The organism is Rubrivirga halophila (genome assembly GCF_046845755.1).
GTDB lineage: Bacteria > Bacteroidota > Rhodothermia > Rhodothermales > Rubricoccaceae > Rubrivirga.
On the sequence record NZ_CP177357.1, the window covers coordinates 628,458 to 645,533 of the forward strand.

At 73.9% G+C, this 17,076-nt stretch carries 12 protein-coding genes; 9 read left to right on the plus strand and 3 right to left on the minus strand.

Annotated elements, in window-relative coordinates; all coding sequences use genetic code 11:
* The first annotated feature begins 63 nt into the window (after nucleotides 1–63).
* The 4 genes from ACLIRP_RS02620 to ACLIRP_RS02635 all read left to right on the plus strand — a co-directional run bounded on the left by ACLIRP_RS02620 (nucleotide 64) and on the right by ACLIRP_RS02635 (nucleotide 4,126).
* Complete coding sequence (locus tag ACLIRP_RS02620; protein ID WP_412062404.1) at nucleotides 64–789, plus strand: DUF305 domain-containing protein; 726 nt, start codon at nucleotides 64–66, stop codon at nucleotides 787–789.
* Between the two features lie 50 nt (nucleotides 790–839).
* The gene (locus ACLIRP_RS02625) at nucleotides 840–2,849 is read left to right on the plus strand and encodes an LVIVD repeat-containing protein (RefSeq protein ID WP_412062405.1); all 2,010 of its coding nucleotides are present in this window, start codon (nucleotides 840–842) and stop codon (nucleotides 2,847–2,849) included.
* A 269-nt stretch (nucleotides 2,850–3,118) separates the two neighbouring features.
* Complete coding sequence (locus ACLIRP_RS02630; protein ID WP_412062406.1) at nucleotides 3,119–3,451, plus strand: hypothetical protein; 333 nt, start codon at nucleotides 3,119–3,121, stop codon at nucleotides 3,449–3,451.
* A gap of 99 nt (nucleotides 3,452–3,550) precedes the next feature.
* Entirely contained in the window at nucleotides 3,551–4,126 is a 576-nt protein-coding gene (locus ACLIRP_RS02635; protein ID WP_412062407.1) for a hypothetical protein, read from the plus strand.
* Between the two features lie 187 nt (nucleotides 4,127–4,313).
* Here the strand turns inward: ACLIRP_RS02635 and ACLIRP_RS02640 are convergent, their stop codons facing one another.
* Together ACLIRP_RS02640 and ACLIRP_RS02645 are read right to left on the minus strand one after the other, a co-directional pair.
* Nucleotides 4,314–6,068 carry a DEAD/DEAH box helicase gene (locus tag ACLIRP_RS02640; protein WP_412062408.1) on the minus strand — a complete coding sequence of 585 codons (1,755 nt, stop codon included), beginning with the start codon at nucleotides 6,066–6,068 and terminating at the stop codon, nucleotides 4,314–4,316.
* A gap of 79 nt (nucleotides 6,069–6,147) precedes the next feature.
* Entirely contained in the window at nucleotides 6,148–6,846 is a 699-nt protein-coding gene (locus ACLIRP_RS02645; RefSeq protein WP_412062409.1) for a hypothetical protein, read from the minus strand.
* 93 nt (nucleotides 6,847–6,939) lie between these two features.
* Here ACLIRP_RS02645 and ACLIRP_RS02650 point away from each other — a divergent pair, with 93 nt between their 5' ends.
* From ACLIRP_RS02650 to ACLIRP_RS02670, 5 genes are all read left to right on the plus strand, one after another.
* Nucleotides 6,940–7,467, plus strand: a complete 528-nt coding sequence (locus tag ACLIRP_RS02650) for a dihydrofolate reductase family protein (RefSeq protein WP_412062410.1) — start codon at nucleotides 6,940–6,942, stop codon at nucleotides 7,465–7,467.
* Between the two features lie 247 nt (nucleotides 7,468–7,714).
* A complete protein-coding gene (locus tag ACLIRP_RS02655) occupies nucleotides 7,715–8,455 on the plus strand; it encodes an ABC transporter ATP-binding protein (protein WP_412062411.1) in 741 nt (246 codons plus the stop codon).
* Nucleotides 8,452–11,091 (plus strand): ABC transporter permease, encoded by a 2,640-nt coding sequence (locus ACLIRP_RS02660; RefSeq protein ID WP_412062412.1) that lies wholly within the window; start codon nucleotides 8,452–8,454, stop codon nucleotides 11,089–11,091. Before ACLIRP_RS02655 ends, ACLIRP_RS02660 begins: the two co-directional genes overlap by 4 nt.
* A 308-nt stretch (nucleotides 11,092–11,399) precedes the next feature.
* Nucleotides 11,400–14,606: a PDZ domain-containing protein gene (locus ACLIRP_RS02665; RefSeq protein ID WP_412062413.1), complete on the plus strand. Its 3,207-nt coding sequence runs from the start codon at nucleotides 11,400–11,402 to the stop codon at nucleotides 14,604–14,606.
* 101 nt (nucleotides 14,607–14,707) lie between these two features.
* On the plus strand, nucleotides 14,708–15,568 hold the full coding sequence (locus ACLIRP_RS02670; protein ID WP_412062414.1) for an NAD(P)-dependent oxidoreductase: 861 nt from the start codon (nucleotides 14,708–14,710) through the stop codon (nucleotides 15,566–15,568).
* Here ACLIRP_RS02670 and ACLIRP_RS02675 read toward each other — a convergent pair.
* Nucleotides 15,550–17,073 carry a carboxypeptidase M32 gene (locus ACLIRP_RS02675; protein ID WP_412062415.1) on the minus strand — a complete coding sequence of 508 codons (1,524 nt, stop codon included), beginning with the start codon at nucleotides 17,071–17,073 and terminating at the stop codon, nucleotides 15,550–15,552. The genes ACLIRP_RS02670 and ACLIRP_RS02675 overlap by 19 nt on opposite strands.
* Between the last annotated feature and the right edge of the window lie 3 nt (nucleotides 17,074–17,076).

Genomic DNA, 17,076 nt, shown 5'->3' on the forward strand with positions numbered 1-17,076 from the left:
CTGTCGTAGCGCGGGCGCCGGCTCGCCGCCACGTACCTTGGGCCTGCTCCCCGCCACCCCGTCATGAGAGTCCTGCCCGTCCTGGCCGCCGCCGCCGCGCTGGCGGTGTCCGGCTGCGCCCCGACCGCCGCCCTCGACACGTCCGCCCCGCCCGCCGACGCGCCGCCGGCCATCGACGCCGACCGCGTCGCCGAGCTCGAGGCGCTCTACCGCGCCCGCCAGCAGGCCGACCTCGAGCGCTACTCGGCCGACGACGCCGCGTTCATGGCGGGCATGATCCACCACCACGCCCAGGCGCTGGTGATGGCCGAGATGGCGCGGCGCAACGGGCCCGGCCCGGCCGTCGCCCGGCTCGCGGCGCGGATCGACAACGCCCAGCACGACGAGATCGCGTCGATGCAGCGCTGGCTCGCCGACCGCGGCCTGCCCGTCCCGGCCGTCGCCGAGGACGGGACGACCTCCATGTCGATGGACCACTCGGGCATGGACCACGGCGCGATGGACCACGCGGGCATGGACCACGGCGACGGCATGGCCGCGATGCCCGGCATGTTGACCGCCGCCCAGCTCGCCGAACTCGACGCCGCGCGCGGGCCCGACTTCGACCGCCTGTTCCTGACGTTCATGATCCAGCACCACGCCGGCGCCGTCGCGATGGTCGAGCACCTGTTCGCCCAGGACGGCGCGGCGCAGAACGGCAACACCTTCAAGCTGGCCTCCGACATCCAGGTCGACCAGCGGACCGAGATCGCGCGGATGCAGCTGATGCTCGACGCGATGGCCGATTAGGCCGCCCGCCCCCTTCGTTCCCCCACCCCCAGCCACTCTCCCTCCTCCCAATGCGTCTTTCGACCCTCTCCTCCACGCTGGCCGTGGCCGCCGTCCTCCTGGGGACCGCCGCCTGTGCCCAGCGGCCCATGACGGCGCCGATGCAGGCCCCCGCCAGCGCCACGATGTCCGTCCCGGCCTTCCCGACGATGGCGCCGAGCCCCGACCCCCGCGTCGGCTTGGCGGCCGGGCTCTTCGACGCCGAGGAGGCGACCTGGAACCTGCGCGTCGTCTCCAAGACGCCGCCGCCGCCCGACTTCGTCGGCGTCACGAACTCGGACCTCGCCTTCCAGGGCGACTACGCGTTCCAGGGCAACTACAACGGCATCATCGTGTGGGACCTCAGCGACCCCGCGAGCCCCGAGCTCGTCACGGAGTACGTCTGCCCGGCGTCGCAGAGCGACGTCTCGGTCTACGGCAACCTGATGTTCGTCTCGGGCGAGGGGCTCGGCGGCCGCCTCGACTGCGGCACCGAGGGCGTCTCCGAGGCCGTCAGCCCGGACCGCCTGCGGGGCATCCGCATCTTCGACATCTCCGACATCCGCAATCCGGAGTACGTCTCGAACGTGCAGACCTGCCGCGGCTCGCACACGCACTCGGTCTTGAAAGACCCCGACGACGACGACAACGTGTACATCTACGTGTCGGGCTCGGCGGGCGTCCGCCCGGCCGAGGAGCTGCCCGGCTGCTCCGGCGCGGCGCCGGATGAGGACCCGAACTCGGCGCTGTTCCGGATCGAGGTGATCCGCGTGCCGCTGGCCAACCCGACCGCCGCCGAGATCGTCAACTCGCCGCGGATCTTCGAGGGGCTGACGGAGGCGCCCAGCCACGGGCTCGCGCCGGCCGACATCGCGGCCATCGAGGAGGCCAAGGCGCGCGGCGCCTACGTCCTGTACTTCGGCGGCCAGGACCGCATCCTGCCCGACCGCTTCGTGCGCATGTTCCTGGCCGAGATCGTCGCCGAGCGCGGCGGCGAGGGCGAGCCGACGGCGGCCGACTCGACGCTGCTCCGCGAGCGGCTCCCCGCGCTCGTCCAGGAGCGCTTCGGGATCACCGTCGGGAGCGACGACGACGACGACGGCGAGCCCGGCCCGGGGCCGAACCAGTGCCACGACATCACGCTGTACCCGGCCGTCGGGCTGGCGGGCGGCGCGTGCGAGGGCTACGGCTTGTTGCTCGACATCTCCGACCCGATCGCCCCGCGCCGGATCGACGCCGTCGCCGACTCGAACTTCTCGTACTGGCACTCGGCGACGTTCAACAACGACGCCACCAAGGTCCTCTTTACCGACGAGTGGGGCGGCGGCGGCCAGCCGAAGTGCCGCGCGACCGACCCCTACGAGTGGGGCGCGAACGCCATCTTCGAGCTGACCGACGGCCAGATGGACTTCAAGAGCTACTACAAGATGCCGGCGCCGCAGACGTCCGAGGAGAACTGCGTGGCCCACAACGGCTCGCTCATCCCGGTCCCCGGCCGCGACATCATGGTCCAGAGCTGGTACCAGGGCGGCATCTCGGTCTTCGACTGGACCGACGCGTCGAACCCCATCGAGATCGCGTTCCACGACCGCGGCCCGGCCGACGCCGAGCAGATGGCCTCCGGCGGCAGCTGGTCGGTCTACTGGTACAACGGCGACCTGGTCAGCTCCGAGATCTCGCGCGGCCTGGACGTCTTCCAGCTCACGCCGAGCCCGTACCTGACGCAGAACGAGATCGACGCGGCCAACTCGGTCGAGCTCGACTACCTCAACGCGCAGGGCCAGCCGGTCTACGAGTGGCCCGCCACGTTCGCCCTGGCGCGCGCCTACGCCGACCAGCTCGACCGCACCGACGCGATGTCGGACGCCGAGCTCCTCCTGGTGCGGACGGCGCTCTACAACGCCGAGATGGCGTCCGGCGCCACGCGCGCCCGGACGCTGACCGAGCTGGCCGACGGCATCTCGGGCATGGCCGCCGCCTCGGGCGACCCGGCCAAGGCGCGGATGCTGGCCGACGCCGTGCGCATGCTCGCGCAGGGCTAGCCCGCAGGCTCCGTTCGGACGCTTCCGCCCCGTTGGCACGCGCCAGCGGGGCGGAGTGCGTTTGGGATGGCGAGTCGGCGGCACGTCCCGCCAGCGGGGAGTGGCGACGCGTTTGAGTTCGCGAGCGTTTGGATCACATGTGGCTTCCCTTCCCCGTGAGGAGAGGGCGTGCGTGAGCCGCCGCTCGCGGGTCGGGCTCGCCGGCGAGGCCGCGTGCCCTACGATGCAGGGCCGCGCTGTTCGCGAGCGTCTCCGTAGCCCCTCCCGATATGCCTCCAGGACCCTGGGACGACCCGACCATTCAGGCCTATCTCCGCGAGTGGCGCCGCAACGTCGAGCAGTGCATCCGGGCGGTCCACCCCCGGTGCACCGTCGACCCGTTCGGGCGGATGATCGGGGTGACGAACGCGGGCGGCGTGATCACCCTCAACCGCGACCCGGACCCGATCCCCGACACCGTGATCCCGACCTCGCGGGAGTATTACTACATGTACTTCCACGCGGCGACGGGCACGCGCTTCTACCCACTCACGGGCAGCCAGTACGTCCAGTCGCGCATCGAGGGGGCGTCGCCGGGGGCGCTCACGGGGTGCACGCCGTAGCGAGGACCATTTGGCCGTGCAGGGCGTGCGCCGTACCCTGTCCTGCACATCCGGCGTGCAGTCGGAATCGGCGGTCGTTGAGTCCGTGCCGCCGATGCGATGATCGATTCGAAACAGAAGCCGGGGCGCAAGGCCCCCGCACCGCCGCCGCCCGCCGCCGCGCCCGCGCCCACCGACGGGGGCGGAAGTGCGGCCCAGGAGCGCGAGGTGAGCCTCGCGATTCCGGCCGCCCCGGGCGCCGAGCCGGAGGGGGCCGAGCTCGTAGCGACCGGCCCCGACGAGGAGGAGACGTTCGCCCTGCCGGACCGGGTCGGCGCCGCCGTGGCCACCTCGGAGGACGCGGTGAAAGCGGCGCTCTCGAAGGCCCACTCGATCGCTCGGGGCGGCTCGGCGCCGTCCGGGTTCGGCGTGACGAGGTCGTCGGTGAGCGTGACCAACACCACGGTCACGCACAAGCGCACCCCGACCCCCGTCTTCCGGGTCCGGGCGAAGCTGAAGAACACGATCACGTGGCAGGTCCGGACGGGGGCCGGGCCCGGCGGCGAGACTCACATCGGCTCGGCGCGGGACCCTGGGCTGACGGCGGCCGACTACGCCACGGCCGTCTCCGACCTCACGCCGGACATGAGCGACCTCAACGGCCGCCCCGGTCCCAGTTCTGGGCGCGCGACCTGACCCGGCGGCACGAGAAGTTCCACATGGGCGACCACAAGACGGAGGGGCGGCCGACACGGACGCCGTGTTCGAGGCGGCCGGTCTTGCGCTCACGCACCGCGCCGAGCCGGTGCGGGCAGAGGCGCAGCGGCAACTCACGGACGAGCTGGCGGAGCGGGCGCGCGCGGCAGTCCGCTAGGCGCCCGCGCTACGCCAGCCGGCCGGCGCGCAGCGAGCGCTCCAGCCAGACCCGCTTTTTGTCGAGCGCGACGATGCTGGCGTCGGCCTGCGCCTGCCCGCGGACCTGCCGCTTCCACGCCGCGTGGACCTCGCGGACCGAGACGTCGGCCGCGTACGACAGCTCCTTGGCGAGGTCGGCGCAGGCCTGACGAAGCTCGCGCTCGCGCGCGGCCACGTCGATGGCGACCGGGCGGGCCTGCTCCTTGGGCACCTCGCGGTGGAACTGGTCCGACGACCGGTAGCCCGGCATCTGGTCGAGCGACAGCGTCTGGCTGGTCCCCTGGCGGACCGACTTGAGCTCCCACACCGACGCCTCCGACGGCTCGACGGTCGCGCCCTCGCCGCCGCCCGTCCCGTTCTTCGACTTCTTCGTGCCCATCGTCTCCTCGGCCGCGATCCAGCGCAGCGTCTCGGCCACGCCCGAGTCCTCGGCGGCGTAGAGGTCGCAGGCATTCGCCGCCTCGGGCCAGTCGGGCACGTAGCGCATCCCGCGGAAGACCTGCTGCATCGTCTTGCCGACCGCGCGGACCAGGTCGGCCTTGACGAGCACGGAGATCGGCTTGATGTCGGTCCCCTCGCCGATCATGTCGACCTGGACCATCACGTCGAGGTCGCCGCCCCGGTAGGCGTCCAAGAGCTGCTGGCGCTCGGCGGCGGGCACGTCCTGGCCGATCCGGGCGGAGCGCACATCGGGGTGGCGGCGGCGCACGAAGTCGAGGATCGCGGCGGCGTGCGCGTTGCTCATCGCGATGACCAGCATCTGGTGGTCGCGGTAGCCGGCCCACCCGCCCGACCGTGCCATCTGCCGGGCGAGGGCGCCGCGCTTTTCGGCGAACCGCGTGAACGCCGGCCCGAGCAAGGTTTCGAGGTAGACCTCGTGGAAGCGGAGCTTGCGCCGCGCGAGGTACGCGTCGACGTCGCGGGACGCCTCGGGGTCGTCGCGGAGGTCGGTGAGCGAGACCTCGACCTCCTCGCCCGTGTCGGTCCGCACCATCCGGACGGCGTAGTCGACGACGTGCGCCTCGACGCGCTTCAGGATGCCGCCCTCGGCGTGCGCCTCGCGCATCCCGACCTCGTGGAGCGCGTCGTAGTACTCGAACCCCTCGGCGTCGGTCGTCGTCGGGACGCCGAAGAGCGACTTCGAGTCGCCCCTCATCGGGGTGCCCGAGAGGGCGACGGAGGCGGCGTGGGGGAACCGCTCGATGGCCTGCGCCCACGTTCCATCGTGCGCGAGGTGGTGGACCTCGTCGAACACGAAGAGCGCCTTCGACTGCCGGCAGAACGCCTGCAGCGCGTCGTTGCCGCGCTCGCCGGACGCGTACTGGTAGGTCGTCACCACGACCTCAGTGCTCAGGTTCTTGAGGAAGACACGGTCCGAGTCGGCGGCGCAGAACGAGACGGACTCGGCGCCGAGCCAGTGGAACACCTGCGCGAGCTCGTCGACGTCGGCGTACTGGTCGCGCAGGTTGCCGCGCGGGACGAAGACCACGAGCCGGTCGGCGACGCCGAGCGCGCGGGCGACGACATACGCCGCGAGCGCGGTGATCGTCTTGCCGTAGCCGGGCACGAACACGCCCAGCGCGTTCCGCTCGGTCCCGCGCAGCAGATCCGCCCAGCGCTCCAGAAACACGCGCTGCCCCTCGCGGAACGCGAACCCGTCGCGCAGGCGGACGCCGGGGAGGGCGTCCGTGCCGGAGGGCAGCGGGCGGGCGGGGGACGACAACGGGGCGGTCTCGGGGGGGCGTCGAACCTACGCGCGCCCCCCGCGACAGCGGCGCGTCATCCCGCTTGAAAACCCCGCGTCACTCGCCGGCCGACCGCTCGAACCGACCGCGCAGCCCGCCCTCCGGGCCGACGACGTCGAGCCGGACGAGCCCGGCGTCCCAGCTCCACCACTCGACGGCCGTGCCGCCGGGGTACCCGACGACCGGCGTCTCGATGCGGATCGCCGAGAACGTCCCGGCCGGGACCGTCACCGACTCCGGCCCGGTGGCCGGGAACGTCGGGCCGGTGAGGGCGCCCGAGTGCCCGCAGTTGTTGATGTCCTGCACCGTGCCCGCCCGGTTCGGCACCCGGATAAACGCGAGCCGCCCGCTCGACCCTCCGCTCACCCAGCCCCCGCCCGAGCAGTCCACGTCGACGACGACCGCCAGCCCGTCGTCGGCCACCTCCACATCCGCGTCGTCGAGCGGAAGCTCGAACACCGACTGGAACTGGGAGAGCGTAAAGTCCGGCGCGGCCGTGTCGCGCCAGTCGACGTAGCGGTCCGTGCGGCGCCAGTCGGGCGAGGCGACGATCCGCATCTCGAGCGCGCGCGGCGTGGCGGGGACGGCGGCGTACGTGCCCTCGGCCGCGACGCCCCAGGTGTAGATCGAGTCCGGCCCGGGCGTGTAGTCGAACACGGCGACCGCGCCGGCCTCGGTCCACGCGGGGTCGGGCGTGCCGCCGAAGGCGTCGCAGCCGGCGACGGCGAGGAGGGCGAGGAGCAGGGCAACGCGCATGGCGGGGTGGGGGGGGGGCAGACCGGGGGAACGGAAGGTCGGACCCCGCATCCGCGTTGCCCTAGTCTTCCCGTACCACATCGCCCGCCGCCCATGCCCCACCGCCCCTATGCCGTCGCCTACATCGCCGCCAGCGTCGACGGCTTTATCTCCAGGCCCGACGGCGGGCTCGACTGGCTCCCGACGCCGAGCGGCGACCAGGACTACGGCTACCACGCCTTCGTGGCCTCCGTCGACACGCTCGTGCTGGGGCGGAAGACGTACGAGACCGTCCACGGCTTTGGCGAGTGGCCGTACAGCGCGTTCCGGGTCGTCGTGCTGAGCACCGGCGCGCCCGACACGGCCGGCGTCGACGTCGAGGTGCTCGCGCTGGCGCCAGGCGCCCTCCTCGACCACCTCGGGGCGACCGGGAGCCGGGGCGTCTGGGTCGACGGCGGCGAGACGCTGCAGGGCTTTCTCCGAGCGGGCTGCCTCGACGAGCTCATCGTGACGCGCGTGCCCGTCCTGCTCGGCGACGGGATCCCGCTGTTCGGGTCGGTCCCGGCCGACGTGCCCCTCCGGCACGTCGAGACGCAGGCCTTCGACGACGGCCTGGTCCAGACGCGGTACCGATTGTCCTGATACCAGCGGGATGGCGGAGCGGGGGCTGGCAAACGCGGACATCCCCCACCCCTGCGGGGCACCCCCTTCAAAGGGGGACTGTTTTCGGGTGGGCGGTCTCACCAACGCCCTCCTTTGAAGGGGGACGCGGAGCGGAGCGACGCCGGGGGCTGCCGAGCACTTCGCTCGCGCCAGCAGGCGGGCTCACGCCCGGGATCGGGAAAACCCCGCGCACCGGGGCGCGTCCGACCGGCCACCCCCCGGACCGATGTTGCAAATCCCGCCCACGGGGCCCGACCCCGACGCCCCGACCGCCAGTTCGCTCGTCCTCGACCTCTGCGGCGTCGTCAAGCGCTACCGCGAGGGCGACGCCACGCGCGACGTGCTCCAGGGCGTCGACCTCGCCATGCCGCGCGGGACGGTCGGCGCGCTCGTCGGCCGCAGCGGCGCCGGCAAGTCGACGCTCTTGAACGTGATGTCCGGCATCGACCGGCCCGACGGCGGGACGGTCACCGTCGACGGCGTCGCCCTCGGCACGCTGTCCGAGCGCGACCGGACGCTCTTCCGCCGCCGCCACGTCGGGTTCGTGTTCCAGTTCTACAACCTGGTCCCGACCCTGACGGTCGCCGAGAACGTCCGCTTCCTGCTCGACCTCGACGGCGCCCCGGACGCGCACGAGCGCGCCGCCGCGCTCCTCGACGAGGTCGGGCTGGCCGACCGCGCCGACACCTTTCCCGACCGCTTGTCCGGCGGCGAGCAGCAGCGCGTGGCGATCGCGCGGGCCCTCGCCCACGACCCCGCTCTCGTCCTGGCCGACGAGCCGACCGGCGACCTCGACGCCCGGACCGGCGAGCGCATCCTGGACCTGTTGGAGACGCTGACGCGCGAGCGCGGCCGGTCGCTCCTGATGGTCACCCACGACGAGTCGACCCTGACCCGCGTCGACACCGTCTTCCGGCTGGCGGACGGGCGCGTGACGGAGACGCGTGGCACAAGGGCCGAGGCATGAGCCGGCCGCTCTTCCGCTCCAGCCGGCGCTACCTCACGCGGCACCCCCTGCTGACGGTCCTGTCGATTCTGGGCGTCGCGCTCGGCGTCGCCGTCAGCGTCGCCGTCGACCTCGCGAACACGAGCGCCCTGCGTGCCTTCGAGCTGTCCGGCGAGGCCCTCACCGGGCAGGCGACGCACCAGGTCGTCGGCGGGCCGGGCGGCGTGGACGGCGGGCTCGTCGCCGAGCTGGTGGCCTCGAACGTCGGCGCCGTGGCCCCGGTCGTCGAGGGCGACGCACGCGTGGCGCGGCGGCCGTCGCTCGTGGTCTCCGTGCTCGGCGTCGACCCGTTCGCCGAGTCCGCCTTCCGGCCGTTCGTCGGCGGCCCGTCGTCGGGCCTGGACGCCGGCGCCTTCCTGACCGTCCCCGGCGCGATCCTGCTCTCCCAAGGCACCGCCGTCGACCTCGGCGTGGCCGTCGGCGACACGCTCGGGCTGACCATCGACGGCCGCGACGAGACAGCGCGCGTCGTGGGCCTGCTCACGGCCGACGACGACCGCAGCGCGAGCGCCCTGCAAAACCTGCTGGTGGCGGATGTGTCGACGGCGCAGGAGTGGTTTGGGATGGGGCACGGGGGACGTGGGAAGGGGCAAGAGGCAGAAGACTGGGAGACGACCGCAAGCGTGGTGGGCGAGGAGCCCCTTGGCCCTTCCCCCATGCCCCTTGCCGCCGCCAACGGCGGCCGCCTCTCCCGCATCGACCTCGTCCTCGCCTCCGACGACGCCGTCGCGGCCGTCCGCCAGCGGCTGCCGCCCGGGACCGAGGTCCGCCCGGCGTCCACGCAGGCCGAGGCGCTCTCGACCATGACCGCCGCCTTCCGGCTCAACCTGACCGCGCTGTCCCTGCTGGCGCTCGTCGTCGGCGTCTTCCTGATCTACAACACCGTCACGTTTGCCGTCGTCCAGCGGCGGCGCGTGCTAGCGACGTACCGCGCGCTCGGGGTCACGCGCGCCGAGGTGTTCCGCGCCGTCCTCGGCGAGGCGCTCGTCGTCGGCGTGGTCGGGACGGCCGTCGGGATCGGGCTGGGGGTTGTGATGGGGAGCGGGCTCGTCCGCCTTGTTACGCAGACGATCGGCGACCTGTACTTCGTCGTCCGCGTCCGCGAGCTCGACGTCTCGACGCTAGCGCTCGCCAAGGGCGTCGCGCTCGGGCTTGGGGCCACGCTCATCGGTGCGCTGCGGCCCGGTTGGGAGGCCGCCTCGACCGCACCCGCGACGGCGCTCCGCCGCTCGACGCAGGAGGAGTCCGCGGGCGCGAATGCGGCCCGGCTGGCGCTGGCGGGGCTGGCGACGCTCGCGGCGGGCGTCGGCGTGTTGTGGATCCCCGCCGGGGTGGCCGGCGCGTACGCTGGGATGCTCGGGATTCTGGCCGGGACCGCCCTCGTCGTGCCCTGGCTCACGATGCAGTGGGCCCGGATAACGGGACCCATCCTGGGCGCGCTGCTCGGGCCCGTCGGGCGGATGGCCGCGCGCGGGATCGCCGCCAGCCTCAGCCGCACCGCCGTCGCCGTCGCCGCGCTCGCGGTCGCCGTCGCCGCGACGGTCGGCGTCGCCACGATGGTGTCCTCGTTCCGCACGACCGTCGCCGACTGGCTCGGCGCCGTGCTCGTCTCCGACGTCTATGTCCAGCCGCCCGCGACCGTCTTCCGTCGGGGCGGCGCCGTGCTCGACGACACGCTCGCGGCCCGGCTCGCGGCGCTCGACGGCGTCGAGCGCGCCGACGCCATCCGCGTCCGGACGCTGGATATGGGCAGCGGGCCGTTCGACCTCGTCGTGAGCCGGATCGACGGCACCCGCGCCGGGATCTACCGCTACAAGCAGGGTTCTGCCGAAGCCGTCGCCGCATCCGCCGACCGCGCCGTCGCCGTCTCCGAGCCCTTCGCCTTCCGCTTCGACGTGGCCGTCGGCGACACGCTCACGCTCCCGACCGACCGCGGCGACCGCCGCTACCCGATCTCCGGCATCTACTACGACTACGGCAACGACCTCGGCGTCGTGCTCATGGACGAGGCCCCGTTTTTAGAGGCGTACCGCGACCCCGGGTTCGCCGGCACGGCCCTGACCGCCGCGCCCGGCGTCGCGCCGAACGATCTGGTTGCCCGGGCCCGCGCGCTCGCCGAGGCGTCCGGCCAGCGCGTCATCGTGCGCTCGAACCGCGACCTGCGGCAGGCCAGCCTCGAGATCTTCGACCAGACGTTCGTCGTCACCTCCGTGCTGCGCCTGCTGGCGGTCGCCGTCGCGTTCGTGGGCGTGCTGTCGGCGCTGATGGCGATCCAACTGGAGCGCACGCGCGAGCTGGCGATGCTGCGCGCCCAGGGCATGACGCCGTGGGAGGTCCGCAAGATGGTGGTCGCCGAGACCGGCGTGCTCGGCCTGTGGGCCGGGCTGCTGGCGGTGCCCCTGGGGCTGGCACTCGCGGCCGTGCTGGTGTTCGTGGTCAACGTCCGCTCGTTCGGGTGGACGCTGGCGTTCGAGGTGTCGCCCGCCGTGCTGCTGCAAGCCGTCGGGCTGGCCGTCGGCGCGGCGCTACTGGCCGGCCTGTACCCGGCGTGGAAGATGTCGAAGACCGACCCCGCGCTGGCGCTGCGCGGCGAGTAGCGCCGCCTCTGGACGGGGTGGGGGAGAGGAGCGCTCGCACGAGGTCGTGCTCGGCAGACCCCCCGCTCCCTCTTCCGGTCGCTGCGCTCCCAGGTCAGGGAGCTGTCCCCCTTGCCAAGGGGGACAGTTCGCGCGGCGTCGTGCCGGGTGGTCGTGGCGCGCGGCTGCTGGCGCCTGCCTTGCGTAGGGGCACCGCGCGGACGGGGGGTCTGCCGAGCACCCCGCCTGCTGGCGCCCGGCGACGTCGCCCGCGCTCTTGGCGCCCCTAGCGGACCCGCAGTACCATCGGATCCCACCCCACCACCCCGATGCGCGTCGTCCCCGCCCTCCTGCTGTCCCTCGCCCTCGCCGCCGGCGCCGGCGCCCAGACGCTCCTCTTGCGCCAGCCGACCGTCAGCGACCGCCACATCGCCTTCGCGTACGGCGGCGACCTCTGGACCGTCGGCCGCGACGGCGGCCAGGCCCGCCGCGTGACCACGTTCCCCGGCGTCGAGGCCGACCCGCACCTCTCGCCCGACGGCGCCTGGCTCGCGTTCTCCGGCGACTACGATGGCAACACCGACGTCTACGTCGTGCCCGTCGGCGGCGGCGAGCCCCAGCGGCTGACCTGGCACCCCGGCGCCGACCGCGCGCGTGGCTGGACCGACGACGGCCGCGTCCTCTTTATCTCGGGCCGCGACAACGCGCCCCGCCCCGAGTCGGCGTTCTTCACCATCGCCCCCGGCGACCCGATGCCGGCCCGCCTGCCGCTCCCGCGCGGCTTCGAGGGCGACCTCCGCGACGGGCGGCTCGCCTACGAGCGGATCGACCGGTGGGACCCCGAGTGGCGCGGCTACCGCGGCGGCCAGGCCCAGCCCATCCGCATCCTCGACCTCGACACGCTCGACGAGACCACCATCCCCTGGAGCGGCACCGTCGACACCGAGCCCGTCTGGCTCGGCGAGACGGTCTACTTCCTGTCCGACCGCGACGACGCCGCGAACGTCTGGAGCTACGACACGGCGACCGGCACGCTCCGCCAGCGGACGTTCCACGCCGACTACGACGTCAAGCACCTCGACGCCGGCGGCGGGACCGTCGTCTACGAGCAGGCCGGCGGTCTCCACCGCCTCGACCCCGACGGCGAGCCGCGCCCGCTCGCCATCACTGCGACCGGCGACCTCCCCTGGGCCCGCCCCCACTGGGAGGCCGTCGACGACGCCGTCGCGCGCGTCTCGCTCTCGCCGACCGGCCAGCGCGCGCTCGTTGAGGCCCGAGGCGAGGTGTTCACGGTCCCCGTCGAGCACGGCGACTGGCGCAACCTCTCGCGCGCGTCGGGCGCCGCCGACCGCGACCCGTCGTGGTCGCCCGACGGCCGCCACGTCGCCTGGTTTTCCGACGCCTCCGGCGAGTACCAGCTGATGATCGGGGACCCGGCCGGCGTCGAGCCCGCCCGCGCGCTCGACCTGCCCGGCCCGGCGTTCTACTACGAGCCCGAGTGGGCCCCCGACGCCGCCCACATCGCCTTTACCGACACCGACCGCAACCTGTGGGTCTTGGACGTCGCCTCGGGCGCCGCCCGGCGCGTCGACGGCGACGCCTTCGCCCACCCCGAGCGCACGCTCGCGCCCCGGTGGTCGCCCGACGGCCGCTACCTCGCCTACGCCCGGCGCGGCTCCAACCAGCTCCGCCGCGTCGTCGTCTACGACACCGAGACCGGCGACACGCACGCCGTCACCGACGGCCTCTCGGACGCCTACTCGCCCGCCTGGGACGCGTCGGGGAAGTACCTCTACGTGCTCGCGAGCACCAACCTCGGCGTGGCCTCGGGCTGGCTCGACATGAGCGCCTTCGGCCCGGACGTCACGGCCGCGCCGTACCTCATCGTCCTGGCCGCCGACGAGCCGTCGCCGCTCCTGCCCCGGAGCGACGAGGAGCCGGTCGCCGCAGGCGAGGACGACGATGAGGAGGGAGAGGACGAGGAGCCCGCGCCCGTCGAGATCGCCTTCGACGGCATCCTGCACCGCACGGTCGCGCTCGACCTCCCGGACGCGCCGTACACCGAGCTGCTCGCGGGCCCGGCGGGCGTCCTGTTCCTGGCCGAGGCTGGCGACGACGGCGCGACGCTCCACCGTTGGAGCCTGGAGGACCGCGAGGCGGCACCGTTCCTGACCGGCGTCACCGCCGCGTCCGTCTCCCACGACGGGTCCAAGATGGCCGTCGGCGCGGGCGGCGGCTGGCGCGTGGTCGGCACCGAGGCCCCGCCGGAGCCCGGGGACGGGGCGCTCGCGCTCGGGCTCCGGGCCGAGGTCGACCCCGCCGCCGAGTGGGCCCAGATCTTCGACGACGCCTGGCGCTTCCAGCGCGACTACTTCTACGCCCCCAACCTCCACGGCGCCGACTGGGACGCCGTCCGCGCGATGTACGAGCCGTGGCTGGCCCACGTCCGCCACCGCAGCGACCTCACCTACCTGCTCGACGTGCTCGGCGGCGAGACCTCGGTCGGCCACTCGTTCACCGGCGGCGGCGACGAGCCCGACGTCGAGCGCGTGGCCGTCGGCCTGCTCGGCGCCGACGTCGAGGTCGTCGACGGGCGGTACCGGCTGGCGCGGATCTACACGGCCGAAAGCTGGAACCCCGGCCTGAGCGCCCCGCTCGCGGCGCCGGGCGTCGACGTGTCGGAAGGCGACTTTCTCGTCGGCGTCGACGGCGTCGAGCTGACGGCGGCGACCAGCCTGTATCGGCCGTTCGCGGGCACCGCCGGCCGACAGACCGTCCTCCACGTCAACGACCGCCCGACGTTCGTGGGCGCGCGGCGCGTGACCGTCGTGCCGGTCGCCAGCGAGGCCGGGCTCCGCCAGCGGGCCTGGGTCGAGGACAACCGCCGGTTCGTCGACGCGCGCTCTGGCGGGCGCCTCGCCTACGCCTGGGTCCCCGACACCGGCGACAGCGGGTACGAGTCGTTCAACCGCTACTACTTCGCCCAGCAAGACCGCGACGGCGCCGTCGTCGACGAGCGCTACAACAACGGCGGGACGGCCGCCGACTACATCATCGACGTGCTCGCGCGCGAGCGGTACGGCTACTTCAACAACCCCGTCGGCGACCGCGAGCCGTGGTCGACGCCGATGGCGGGGATCTGGGGCGCCAAGGTCATGCTCATCAACGAGATGTCCGGCTCTGGCGGCGACCTCCTGCCCTACATGTTCCGCGCGCGCGGGCTCGGCCCGCTCGTCGGGACCAAGACGTGGGGCGGACTCGTCGGCATCTGGGACACGCCGTCGCTCGTCGACGGCGGCTACATCACCGCCCCCCGCGGCGGCTTTTATGACCTCGACGGCCGGTGGTCGGTCGAGAACGAGGGCGTCGCGCCCGACGTCGAGGTCGACATCACGCCGCGCGACTGGGTCGACGGCCGCGACCCCCAGCTGGAGCGCGCCGTCGACCTCGCGCTCGAAATGCTGGACGCGAATCCCGTCGAGCGGCTCGCCGAGCCGCCCCCGCCTGTCCGCTCCATCCGCCCCGCCGGCCGCTGACCCGCACGTCGGTTCGCGCCGCCTTCCCAGATCACGTCCCCTCTCCCGGTGGGAGAGGGACAGGGTGAGGGGGGCGACCTCGAGCGCTGCTCCCTACCCACATGCACATCGCCTTTCTCGGCCTCGGCGCCATGGGTGCCCGGATGGCCGCCCACCTCGACCCCGCCGCCCTCACCGTCTGGAACCGCTCGCCTGGGCCGACGGCGTCCTTCCACCAGCGAGGCGCGACGGTCGCCATGACGCCGCGCGAGGCCGCGACCGGCGCCGACCTCGTGATCGCCATGGTCACCGACGACGACGCCTCGCGCGCCGTCTGGACCGGCGCGGACGGTGCGCTCGCCGGGCTCGCGCCCGACGCCGTCGCCGTCGAGTCGAGCACGCTCACCCCGGGCTGGGTCCGTGAGCTGGCGGGCCTGGCGGAGCAGCGCGGGGCCCGATTCCTCGATGCCCCCGTCTCCGGCTCGCGCCCCCAGGCGGACGCCGCCAGCCTGGTCTACCTCGTCGGCGGCGACGCCGACGCGCTCGCCGTCGCCCGACCCGCGTTCGACGCGATAGGCGGGGCCGTCCACCACCTCGGGCCGGTCGGGCAGGGCGCGCTCGTCAAGCTGGCCGTGAACGCGCTGATGGGCGTGCAGGTGGCCGCGGCGGCCGAGCTGCTGGCCGCGCTCGCGGCCTCGGGCGTCGACCGCGCGACCGCCGCCGAGGTCTTGGGCGCGACGCCCGCCGCGAGCCCCGTCGCCGCGACGGCGATGCGGCTGATGGCGGCGGGAGACGACGACCCGCTCTTCCCCGTGGACCTGTTGGAAAAGGACCTGCGCTACGCGCTCGGGATGGCCGCCGCCGCCGGGGTCGACGCCCCGGCCGTCGACGCCGCGCGGGCGACGTTCGCGCGTGCCCAGGCCGCCGGGCTCGGCGACCGCAACATGACCGCCGTCGCCCGGCTTTACACCGACACGCCGTAGAGCCGCCCCATCTTCGCCCGGGCGTACGCCAGCCACGGCTCGGCGTCGAGCCCCGTCCCCGTCGCGCCGACCAGGATCTCGTCCGCCGTCTTCGCCCGCCCCCAGCGGTGGACGTGCTCGCGCAGCCACGCCAGCAGCGGCCCGAACTCGCCCGCCGCCATCTGTCCGTCGAGCCCGCCGAGCGCCGCGTCGGCCGCATTCCACAGCGGCACCGACATCAGGGTCCCCAGCGTGTAGGTCGGGAAGTAGCCGACGGCGCCGAGCGACCAGTGGATGTCCTGGAGGCAGCCGTCGGCGTCGGTCTCCGGTACCACGCCGAGCAACTCGCGCATCCCGTCGCGCCACGCGTCGGGGAGGTCGGCCACGGCGAGGTCGCCCGCCAGCATCGCGCGCTCCAGCCGGAAGCGGAGCAGCACGTGGAGGTGGTACGTCAACTCGTCGGCCTCGACGCGAATCAGCGACGGCTCGACCTTGTTGATCGCCCGGACGAACGCGTCGCGCGCCACGCCCGCCAGCTGGGGGAATCGGCGCTGGAGGCCCGGGTACGCCCACGCCCAGAACGGCGCCGACCGCGCGACCAAGTTCTCATACAACCGCGACTGGCTCTCGTGGACGCCCAGCGAGGCCCCGTCCGCCAGCGGCGTCCGCGCCAGCTCCGGCGCCAGCCCCTGCTCGTAGAGCGCGTGGCCGACCTCGTGGACGGTCCCGAACAAGCCCGTCGGGAAAAACGCGGGGTCGACGCGCGTGGTGACGCGGACGTCGGTGTGCCCGAAGGCCGCGGTGAACGGGTGCGCGGCGAGGTCCTGCCGCCCGTGGTCCAGGCTGTAGCCGAGCGCGGTCGCCACCTCCAGCCCGAAGGCCCACTGGGCGTCGGCGTCGAACGGCGCGTGCAGGAACGCGTCGTCTGGCGCGGGCGCGTCGGCGACGGCGGCGACGAGCGGCACGAGCCCGGCCTGAAGCTGGTCGAACACGGCGGCGACGCTGGCGGTCGAGGCGCCGGGCTCGAACGCGTCGAGGAGGGCGTCGTAGCGGGCGTCGCCGGGCGAGGGCGTGTAGGCGGGCCCGCGCTCGCGTGCGACGAGCGGCGCGACCGCATCCGCCTCCTCGCGGGCGAGGGCGAACACGGCGTCGAGGTGGGGCGCGAACAGGGCGAACGCGTCGGCCTCGCGCGCCGCCTTCCACGCCTCCATCGCGCGCGCCGACGCCTCGGCCTTTTCGGCGACGAGCCGCGCGGGTACGAGCGTCGCCCGGTCCCAGTCGCGCTGCGTCACGCGCACGAGCGCCCGGTCGAGGTCGGTCTCGGGCGATGCATTCGCCAGCCACGCGCCGACGGCCGGGTCGGTAAACCGCTCGTGCGCGACGCGGCGCAGCGTGGCGATCTGCCGCCCTCGCGCGCCCGCGCCGCCGGTCGGCATATACGTCTCCTGGTCCCACTCCAAGACGGCGGCGGCGTGGGAGAGGTCGGCGGTCTCGGCCAGGCGGTCGCGGAGGGCTGGGAGGGACATGAG